Raw genomic sequence first — 8,178 nt, 5'->3', positions numbered from 1 at the left:
GTCCTGCGGTATGGCGACGAAATGTGTTGTGGACATGGACCGAACGTAGGAATCGCGGACCGCGGCGGTCGTCCCGCCGCAGCGTTATTCGCGTCTGGTACCACGGTATCGGGCGAGATTCCGGCTGATACCGCAGAGTCGTACCGGTCGCCGAGGGGCGGATCGCGCGCTCCCGCGGTGGAAACGCGGCGCGGGAGTGATGCGGGCCGCGAACGCGTCGTTGCGTTCGCGGCCCGGCGCAGGCGACGGCTCTGTCGCGGAGTCTGTTCGCGATCCCCTCATGTCCCGCGAACCGGATCGAAGTCAGTCCTCGGGGGCGAACCCGACGTCGATGCCGCGCTGGGCCAGCCAGGGCCGCGGGTCGATCGGTTGGCCGCCGGGCAGGTGGACTTCGTAGTGCAGGTGCGGACCGGTGGAGTAGCCGCGGTTGCCGACCGTCGCGATGACGTCACCGGCGCGGACCGGCTGGCCCACGGTGGCGAGGATGTCGTTGACGTGGCCGTAGACGCCGACCGTGCCGTCGTCCTGCTGCACGCGCACCCACAGGCCGAAGCCGGACGCGGGACCGGCCTCGATCACCACGCCGTCGGTGACCGCGGCGATCGGCGCGCCGAGCGGGTCGCCGAAGTCCAGCCCCGCGTGCATCGCACCCCAACGGGCGCCGTAGTTCGAGGTGAGCACGCCGCCGACGGGCCGGACGGTCTTCGGACGGGCGAAGTTCTGTGCGAGGCGATTCGGATCCCACGCCGCGGGGTCGGCAGCGGCCTGCGGAGGCTGCGTTTCGTGGGTGGCGAAGGTGGCGAACTGGGCCATGCCCTGGGCCGGGCGGATCTCGCCGGAGGCGATCCTGCCTGCCACGAGGCGGGCCGAGGCGTCGGCGTCCTGGTCCTGTTGGGCTGCGGCGAGGATGCCGACGGAGGCGGTGACAACCGCCGAGGCGGCGACCACGCGGGTGGCGGCGCGATGGCGGCGGAACCGGGTCACGCCGCGACGGATCGGTAACGGAAAGGTCACGGGCATGCATCGAACGTACGACAGCGGCGCGCCCGTTCCGCAATCCTGTGGCAACCGTCACGGCCAGATAAACGCCCAGCTCGTTGGTCACGACGCGGTAACAGTCTACGTATCTTCCTTCTTGAGCTGGAGCTATAGCGGCATACCCGATAGTTGACCGGCGAAACGTCAGTTGATCACACTGTGTGAGTGGCGACTAATGGAGTTCGTGCCCTGACGGCGCTGGCGGACCCGACTCGTCGCGCGATCTTCGAGGCTTTGCCACAGGCCGCGCGCTCGGTCGGCGACCTGGCGCGAGAGGTCGGCGTGAGCAGTTCGGCGGTCTCCCAGCATTTGCGCGTGCTGCGCGAGGCGCGACTGGTCATGATGCGCCCGGAAGGCAACCGCAGGCTGTACTCCTTGGACCCGCGCGGCCTCGCCGATGCCCGCGACTATCTCGAGCAGTTCTGGCCGAGTGCGATCGCAGCGTATTCCGCGGCGTTGCGAACCGCCGCGACGGAGACGACCTGACGGAGTGCGCCGGCGCCGCGCATCGCCCCCCGGATGTCCCGGGTCGGGCCGGGTGGTCGGTGCGGTGGCGTCAGCCGACGCGCCGATACGCCGTCTTTCGGCGGTCGGCGCCGGTACCGGGCCAGTTGCGCTTGCTCAGTTGACGGTCGACGGCGTTGATCACTTCGGTGACGCCGATCTGCAACAGGCCGGGGTCGGGGCGGTCGGCGTCCGGGTCGCCCACCTGGCCGGCCCACAGCACGGCGTGCCTGCCCAGCAGGTGCGAAGGCGGACCGGCGCACCGGGGCGGCGTGGGACCGAACAGCAGCACGGTGCGGGTGCCGAAGGCGGTGGCCAGGTGTGCGACGCCGGTGTCCCCGCAGATCACCAGAGCGGCCTCGGCCACGGTGGCGGCCAGATCGATCAGGTTCTGTTCCCCGGCGAGCACCCGGCCGATCGGCAGTCCGGCCCGTGCGGCGATGCCCAGCGCGAGTTCGCGTTCGTTCTCGTCGCCGGTGAGGACCACTTCGCGGCCCAGGACCAGCAGGTGTCGTACGACGGCGGCGAATCGGTCCGGCGGCCAGCGACGGGCCGGTGCGCTCGCGCCGACGTGCACGACCACGCAGTCGCGCCTGCTGGTCGTCGATACCGGTGGCACCAACCCGAGGTTGCGGCGATCCGCCCCGATGTCGTCGTACTCGAGCAGGTGGCACCAACGGTCCACCTCGTGCATATCCGGTTCCCACTCCGGGCCCGGTAGCTCGGGGAAGGCGGCGTTGCGAAAGGTGAGGATGCGGCCGGGCTGAGTTTTGGCCAGTGCGACGATGCTTTCGGCGCTCGCGCCGTGCAAGTTGACCGCCAATTCCGGCGGGGGCGCGTTCCAGCGCAGGCTACTCGGATCGGCCGTGGGCACGAGGGCGTCGACCGATGCGATCAGATCGACGATCGGCTTGAGCCGCTGCGGGGCCGCCAACACGAGGCGGTCGCGCGGTTTGGCTCGGCGCAGCGCACGGAGAGCCGGGACCGCGGTGAGTAGATCACCCAGCCCACGCGCCTGCAACACGAGCAGAACCGCCACCCTCTTCTCCTAGCCACCCGAGTCTCACCGAACCCCGACCCACCCGTTCACCCCAGGGGCGCCCATGAAGAGTCACTCAGTAATAACTACCCGACCGCTCCGGTGGCGAAACGTGAACGTCGGGCGACGCCGGGGCAATCGAGCGGCGAGACCGCCAGCGGTCCGAGGCAAATGGGCAGCAAATGCCCGGTAGCGGGCTATAGCATCAACACATGACGACAAACAGCGTGGTAGAGGGTCCTTTGCAGTCTCTTGCCCGCAGGGCGTGGCAAACCATTCTGGTCACCGGCATCCTCGCGGTGATCCTCGGCGTCCTGATCCTGGCCTGGCCGGACATCACCCTCCTCGTCGCGGGCGTCATCTTCGGCGTCTACCTGGTGGTCACCGGCTTCCTGCAGTTGATGGCGGCCTTCGGCGCGCCGGCCAGCACCGGTATGCGAGTGCTGTCGTTCGTCATCGGTCTGCTGTCCATCGTGATCGGCGTCTTCTGCTTCCGCGACGAACTGGCTTCCATTCTGCTGCTGGGCCTGTGGATCGGGATCGGCTGGCTGTTCCGCGGGATCGCGCTGCTGGTGGCCGCCCTTTCCGAGCCGGGAATGCCGGGACGGTGGTGGCAGGTGCTCTTCGGCGTCGTGACCGCCATCGCCGGCGTCGTGCTGATCGTCTGGCCGGTGTCGTCGGTGGCCACTCTGGCCGTCCTGGCCGGAGTGTGGCTGATCATCATCGGCATCATGGAGGTCATCGTGGCGTTCGGAGTGCGCCGCGAGGCCCGGTTGGCGTCTGCCGCGCCCGCTGCCGCGTGATCGCGAGCCCGCGCGGTTCGGCGCCCCGGCGCCCGCGTCGCGCGATGCGGTGTCTCCCACGCCTGACCGGCACGGTTCCGTCTGGTTGGAACTCGTGACAGAATCACAGGCGCATTTTCACGAGACGTCGGCTTCGGGGTTGGCCGACATCGAAAAGAACTGGAGGCACGAATGATTCGTACTGCTGGGTTTGTCGGTGCGCTGGCCCTGGCAGGGGCCGCGGCCCTGCTGTCGGCGGGAACGGCGCAGGCCGCGGTCGGCATCATGACGATCAACGGTGAACAGCGGATCGATCCGGTGGGCTGCTTCAACACCGACAGCACCTTCTACACCACCTTTCAGATCACCGTCGTCAACAGCACCGATCGTGCCGTCACGCTGCACTCCGGTCGCGACTGCACCGGCTCCGTGATCGGCGAGCTGCCCGTGGAGCGGATCGGTTACCTGCCCAAGGGCGGCAGCGTTTCCGTCAGCTGACGGAAACGCCTGACGCGGTAGGCGAAAGCGGCCGGGCCGGGATCCGGGCAAGGCGTCGATCGTCGACGTCTCCGAGGATCCTCGCCCGGCCGAACTGCGTTTCGCGGGTGCTGATCCGGTGCCACCGGCTCGGTCCGCTCCCTCAGCGCGTGCGCGGCCAATCGCCCGGGCTCGGCACCGCCGCCTCCGTGGCTCCCGCCACCGGGTTCGGCGTGGCGACCGCCGAGCGGCGACGGCCGCGCGGATCCCACACCATCGCCGTCGCCGCGCCGCCCAACAGGATGATCACGATCATCGCCACAGCGCACCAGACCAACACCGCTACCGCCTCCTAGGCATCACCCCATCCGGCTGACAGACTGCGTTGGCTCACCAAGGCGGACAGTTGTTTTCGAGTCGCGCACAGTATTCCCCCGGTGAGTGGCGGGCGCGAGTCGGCCGCACGGCGTTTGTCCTCCACCCGGGCAGCGCACGAAGGTCGCCGCTCGCTCGGCGCGGTCGATACACCAGCCTGAACGCTGCTTCTCACCGTGTCCCGGTCCCCGCGTAGTCGCCGGAGGAGATCAAGATCACGGTCGACCACGGCTGCTCCGAGTGTGCGCCGGGTCTCGGCCGTGCCGCGCCCGGTCGTCCCCGGATTCTCGACGGGTCGGCTCGAAGTGGTGTCGGCATCTCCGCTGAACGGCTTCGGCCGGACGCGAAGGGCGTCCTCTTGGCGGAACACGCGTTCGCTGGATCATGCGGTGTGCGTGACGGCCTGAGCTGTCTGTTTGCTCACTCCTCGCCGGGGTAGGTCGGTGAGGACGAAGGTCATCCACTCACCCGGAAAGGCTGCGCGGCGATGTCTACTTCAACACCAGGGGCGACAACAGACCGGCGATCCCCGCTCCAGGTCGCCGCCATGGCGGTAGGAGCGGTGTTTCTCCTCGTCGGAATTCTCGGGTTCATTCCCGGGATCACCACCGACTTCAGTGAGCTGAAATGGGCGGGACACCACTCCGAGGCCCAATTGCTGGGTCTGTTCAACGTGTCCGTGCTGCACAATCTGGTGCACCTGGCATTCGGTGTCGCCGGCTTGCTGGCCGCCCGGACCGCCGCGTCGGCACGGGCATACCTCATCGGCGGTGGTGTGATCTACCTCATCCTGTGGTTGTACGGGCTGATCGTGGATCCGGACAGCACCGCGAACTTCGTGCCGCTGGACACGGCCGACAACTGGCTGCACTTCGCCCTTGGCGCGGGCATGATCGCCCTCGGTGTGCTCTTGGCGCGGCGCCCCGCGACCCGGGCGCCCGGAGCGGGCGGGCAGAGCGGGATGCTGGAATAGCCCGGCGCTGTAGCCATGGCAGCTTCGGCTGCAGAGTGGCGTAACCACCTTGGCCGGGATCGTCTGCACGGCGATCTCCGGCCAAGGTGTTGCGGCGAAGTTCGGAGTGAACGCGATCGCTGCGTCGTGGACGCGAGCGCCGAATCCGATCGAGCCGCCTGCGTCGGGGCGGCCGAAGGCGGTGGAGCGGGCCGCCCGATTGCTGTGCCGATGCCGGCGAAGCGGATATCGCTGCGGCGCAGGACATCTGCAGAGGCCGACGGCCGGGCGAGACCGTGTGAGCGGCGGTATCCTTGGTCCTGATCGGCGCGCGGCGGCCGTGTGCCTGGAACGCCTCACATGTTGACATCGACTGCTGTTGACAACATATGATGTCAATACATTGCACAGCCTCGACTCGCTGCATCGATACCGCGACAGCTGGAGGCGTGCGGGCACTCCACCACTTCAGCGACGAACGCGGCAAGGGAGCTACCGATGAGGGCCAAACCACCCGCGCTGGGATATCTCCGCAAGGACGTCTCGGGTGTGTCCCAGGACTGGGACGAAGCGCAGATGCGGAGTTTGGCCAAACGCCTGGGCTACGAGTTGTGCAAGACCGTCACCTTCGGCGCCGGTACCGACGCGCCGGTGGATCGCCTGGTCGAGGCGGCACGCAATTTCGGTGTCGACGCGGTCATCGCCCCCGGGCTGCATCACTTCGGCAATGCCGTGCCCAATGAACTCGTCGAGGTCTGCGACCTGATCACCGTCACGCCGCAGCAGACGTATTCCCGCTCGGCCCTCTCCCGGATCTGGGCGTAGCCCTCCCCGGCGACCCGCCGCAGCCCGGCCGGATGGCCGCTTCACGAGAGCGTCGACGCACCGGCAATTGAGCGTCGATCGAATCCGTAGCCGACACAGTGGTGTCGGCGAAACCCGCTACCGGGTGAACCCCGCATCGGCCGCACCGGCGGTGAGCGCGTCCAGGCCGAACGCGTCGACCGGGCCGAGTGCACCGGCGCCGAGCAGGCCGCCGTCCAGCGCGATCTGCGCGCCCCAGGCGAGGATCGCGCCGGTGAAGTCGTACGGGTCGACCCCGGTGAGGGTCACCGACGCCAGGACGCGGCCGGTGTCGTCGAATGTCTCGGTGACCGCCCAGGAACGGGTGCGGGCCCGATCCTCCGGTCCGGGGCCGCCGGTGGAGCCCTGCACGACGCGCTCCAGTGCGCCCGCGGCCAGCCGCTTCACCGGCTGCACTCGGGCGACGGCGCCGGTGAGCAACGAGCCGGCCTGCAGGCCGCGAGCGGCCGCGGGCGGCAGGCCGAGGAAGACGTCGGCTTCACGGAGCCGCGGGTAGGCGCGGCTCAGCGCGAGATGTTCCGATCCGGGAATCGACACTCCCGTTCGCGAACGGCCCGCGACGTCGAAGGCGCGGATTCGCGATCCGGTCCGCTCCGGCACGATTTGGCCGCCGCGGAGGGCGAAACCGCGTTCGAACAGCATCCCGGCCATGGACGCGCGGGTGCCGCCGCTGGTGCCGGGGCTGGCGATGAAATAGCCGATATCCGCGCGGACGGCGTCCGGCGCTTCTCGCAGGGCGAGACCGGCCGCCAGATTGCCGGGAACGAAGTCGAACCCGAACGCGGTCAGCAGGCCGATTCCCGCCTTGCGTGCCGCGTCGTCGTGGTCGAAGACACTGCGGATGAACGGTCCCTCGCCGGTGGAGTCGAAGTAGTGCGCGCCCGCCGCCACGGCCGCCGCCAGCGCGGGTCCGCCGTAGCGCAGGAACGGCCCGACCGTCGTCACCAGCACGTCGCCCCGCGCCAGCAGAGCCCGTACCGAGCCGGGGTCGGTCACATCGGCGACCGCGGTCTCCGCACCTCCGAGGTCGGCGGCCAGTTTCCCGAGCGCGGTGGCACTGCGTGCGGCCAGCACCGGCGCCGCGCCGCGGGCGATGAGAGCTTCGGCGGTCAGGCGGCCGGTGTATCCGGTGGCGCCGAATACGACGATCTTCGGCATGTGCCAGTCACCCAAGTTTCTGTTCGCGAGTGGACAGTGCGGATTCTCGGTCGCACCGGGGCGAGTGAGATGCCGCCGGCTGGAGATCATGACAGGCGCAGCGGCCCTCGCCGCGCGGTAGTCGGCCGGAAGCGAGGACGGTAGGCGTTCCCGTGTTCGTCACCGCACTCCGCCTCTCGATCGGGGCGCCGAAGATGCGACCGGCGAGGGGCGAATCGGCTGCGCCCGGCATGACGTGGGCCATATGGGCACTGTAGCGGCACCGCGGAAACGCTGCCGTTCAGGCGGCGGCCGACTCGGTGACCGGATCCTGTTTCCCGGTTGCGGCTTCGGGCATGCGGGCGGCCATGCCGACCAAGCCCGCCAGGACAGCCACCGCGGCCGTGACATACCACCCGCGCCGGAACGCGTCGAGTGCCGCCTCCGGACCGGTGGGCGTGCCGAGTACCGCGACCAGGACCGCGACTCCCACCGCGAGGCCGATCTGGCGTGCCATGCTCAACACGGCAGATCCGGTCGCGAACCGCTGCGGCGGCAGTCCGCTGGTGCCCGCCGCGAAGGCGGTCGGCAGAGTGAGGCCGACGCCGATGCCGCTGACCACCGTGCCGCCGAGCAGACCGCCGATGTAGTCGGGCGTCAGGGTGATCGCCCGCGCCCACCACAGCATGCCCGCGCCGAAGACGATCCCGCCCGCGGCGATCACCGGCCCGGCCCCGATCCGGCCGATCAGCCGACCGGCCAGGACGGCGATCACCGGCACCATGAGCGGGCCCGGCGCGATGGCCATACCGGTGCGCAATGCCGACCAGCCCCACACGTTCTGCGTCCACAGCACCACCGACAGCAGCATCGCGCCGAAGGCGACGTTGAACAAGACGGCGTTGCCGGTCATCCAGGCGAAGTTGGGAGCGCGCAGTAGCGCCGGATCCACCACCGGGCTGTGATGCCGGGCCGAGGAGACGGCGAACACGGCCGTCAGGATCGCCGCC

Annotated in this window: 10 protein-coding genes; 5 read left to right on the top strand and 5 right to left on the bottom strand. The window is 69.5% G+C overall.

All coding sequences use genetic code 11. The features are described from left to right. Positions 1 to 303: 303 nt before the first annotated feature. A complete protein-coding gene (locus ON27_RS14575) occupies positions 304 to 1,020 on the bottom strand; it encodes a M23 family metallopeptidase (protein ID WP_083887578.1) in 717 nt (238 codons plus the stop codon). Positions 1,021 to 1,203: 183 nt separating this feature from the next. On the opposite strand from ON27_RS14575, the gene ON27_RS14570 reads away from it, so the two are divergent. Continuing rightward, complete coding sequence (locus ON27_RS14570; RefSeq protein ID WP_083887577.1) at positions 1,204 to 1,524, top strand: ArsR/SmtB family transcription factor; 321 nt, start codon at positions 1,204 to 1,206, stop codon at positions 1,522 to 1,524. Between the two features lie 70 nt (positions 1,525 to 1,594). On the opposite strand, the gene ON27_RS14565 is transcribed toward ON27_RS14570, so the two are convergent. Then, positions 1,595 to 2,581: a glycosyltransferase family 9 protein gene (locus ON27_RS14565; RefSeq protein WP_043726240.1), complete on the bottom strand. Its 987-nt coding sequence runs from the start codon at positions 2,579 to 2,581 to the stop codon at positions 1,595 to 1,597. 212 nt (positions 2,582 to 2,793) lie between these two features. Between ON27_RS14565 and ON27_RS14560 the strand changes: the two genes are divergently transcribed. Both ON27_RS14560 and ON27_RS14555 read left to right on the top strand, forming a co-directional pair. Then, positions 2,794 to 3,384: an HdeD family acid-resistance protein gene (locus ON27_RS14560; protein ID WP_043726229.1), complete on the top strand. Its 591-nt coding sequence runs from the start codon at positions 2,794 to 2,796 to the stop codon at positions 3,382 to 3,384. Positions 3,385 to 3,555: 171 nt separating this feature from the next. Continuing rightward, positions 3,556 to 3,861 carry a hypothetical protein gene (locus ON27_RS14555; protein ID WP_043726226.1) on the top strand — a complete coding sequence of 102 codons (306 nt, stop codon included), beginning with the start codon at positions 3,556 to 3,558 and terminating at the stop codon, positions 3,859 to 3,861. 142 nt (positions 3,862 to 4,003) lie between these two features. On the opposite strand, the gene ON27_RS42885 is transcribed toward ON27_RS14555, so the two are convergent. Further along, the gene (locus ON27_RS42885) at positions 4,004 to 4,180 is read right to left on the bottom strand and encodes a hypothetical protein (RefSeq protein WP_157227191.1); all 177 of its coding nucleotides are present in this window, start codon (positions 4,178 to 4,180) and stop codon (positions 4,004 to 4,006) included. Between the two features lie 582 nt (positions 4,181 to 4,762). Between ON27_RS42885 and ON27_RS14545 the strand changes: the two genes are divergently transcribed. Both ON27_RS14545 and ON27_RS14540 read left to right on the top strand, forming a co-directional pair. After that, positions 4,763 to 5,188 carry a DUF4383 domain-containing protein gene (locus ON27_RS14545; RefSeq protein ID WP_245559951.1) on the top strand — a complete coding sequence of 142 codons (426 nt, stop codon included), beginning with the start codon at positions 4,763 to 4,765 and terminating at the stop codon, positions 5,186 to 5,188. Between the two features lie 477 nt (positions 5,189 to 5,665). Beyond that, positions 5,666 to 5,992, top strand: a complete 327-nt coding sequence (locus ON27_RS14540) for a hypothetical protein (RefSeq protein ID WP_043726222.1) — start codon at positions 5,666 to 5,668, stop codon at positions 5,990 to 5,992. Positions 5,993 to 6,109: 117 nt separating this feature from the next. Here ON27_RS14540 and ON27_RS14535 read toward each other — a convergent pair whose 3' ends face one another. Both ON27_RS14535 and ON27_RS14530 read right to left on the bottom strand, forming a co-directional pair. Further along, the gene (locus tag ON27_RS14535) at positions 6,110 to 7,189 is read right to left on the bottom strand and encodes a saccharopine dehydrogenase family protein (RefSeq protein WP_043726246.1); all 1,080 of its coding nucleotides are present in this window, start codon (positions 7,187 to 7,189) and stop codon (positions 6,110 to 6,112) included. Between the two features lie 280 nt (positions 7,190 to 7,469). Next, on the bottom strand, positions 7,470 to 8,178 hold a 709-nt coding region (locus ON27_RS14530; protein ID WP_157227190.1), incomplete at its 5' end, for an MFS transporter.

It is taken from the genome of Nocardia asiatica NBRC 100129, from assembly GCF_000308415.1.
Taxonomy (GTDB): Bacteria; Actinomycetota; Actinomycetes; order Mycobacteriales; family Mycobacteriaceae; genus Nocardia; species Nocardia asiatica.
The sequence above is the reverse complement of the archived record's forward strand: the minus strand, read 5'-3'. Positions and strand labels throughout refer to the sequence as shown.

Coding starts and splice junctions, on each gene's coding strand:
- ON27_RS14555 (WP_043726226.1), top strand. CDS start 3,556: ATGATTCGTACTGCTGGGTTTGTCGGTGCGCTGGCCCTGGCAGGGGCC.
- ON27_RS14560 (WP_043726229.1), top strand. CDS start 2,794: ATGACGACAAACAGCGTGGTAGAGGGTCCTTTGCAGTCTCTTGCCCGC.
- ON27_RS14535 (WP_043726246.1), bottom strand. CDS start 7,189: ATGCCGAAGATCGTCGTATTCGGCGCCACCGGATACACCGGCCGCCTG.
- ON27_RS14545 (WP_245559951.1), top strand. CDS start 4,763: ATGGCGGTAGGAGCGGTGTTTCTCCTCGTCGGAATTCTCGGGTTCATT.
- ON27_RS14540 (WP_043726222.1), top strand. CDS start 5,666: ATGAGGGCCAAACCACCCGCGCTGGGATATCTCCGCAAGGACGTCTCG.
- ON27_RS14575 (WP_083887578.1), bottom strand. CDS start 1,020: ATGCCCGTGACCTTTCCGTTACCGATCCGTCGCGGCGTGACCCGGTTC.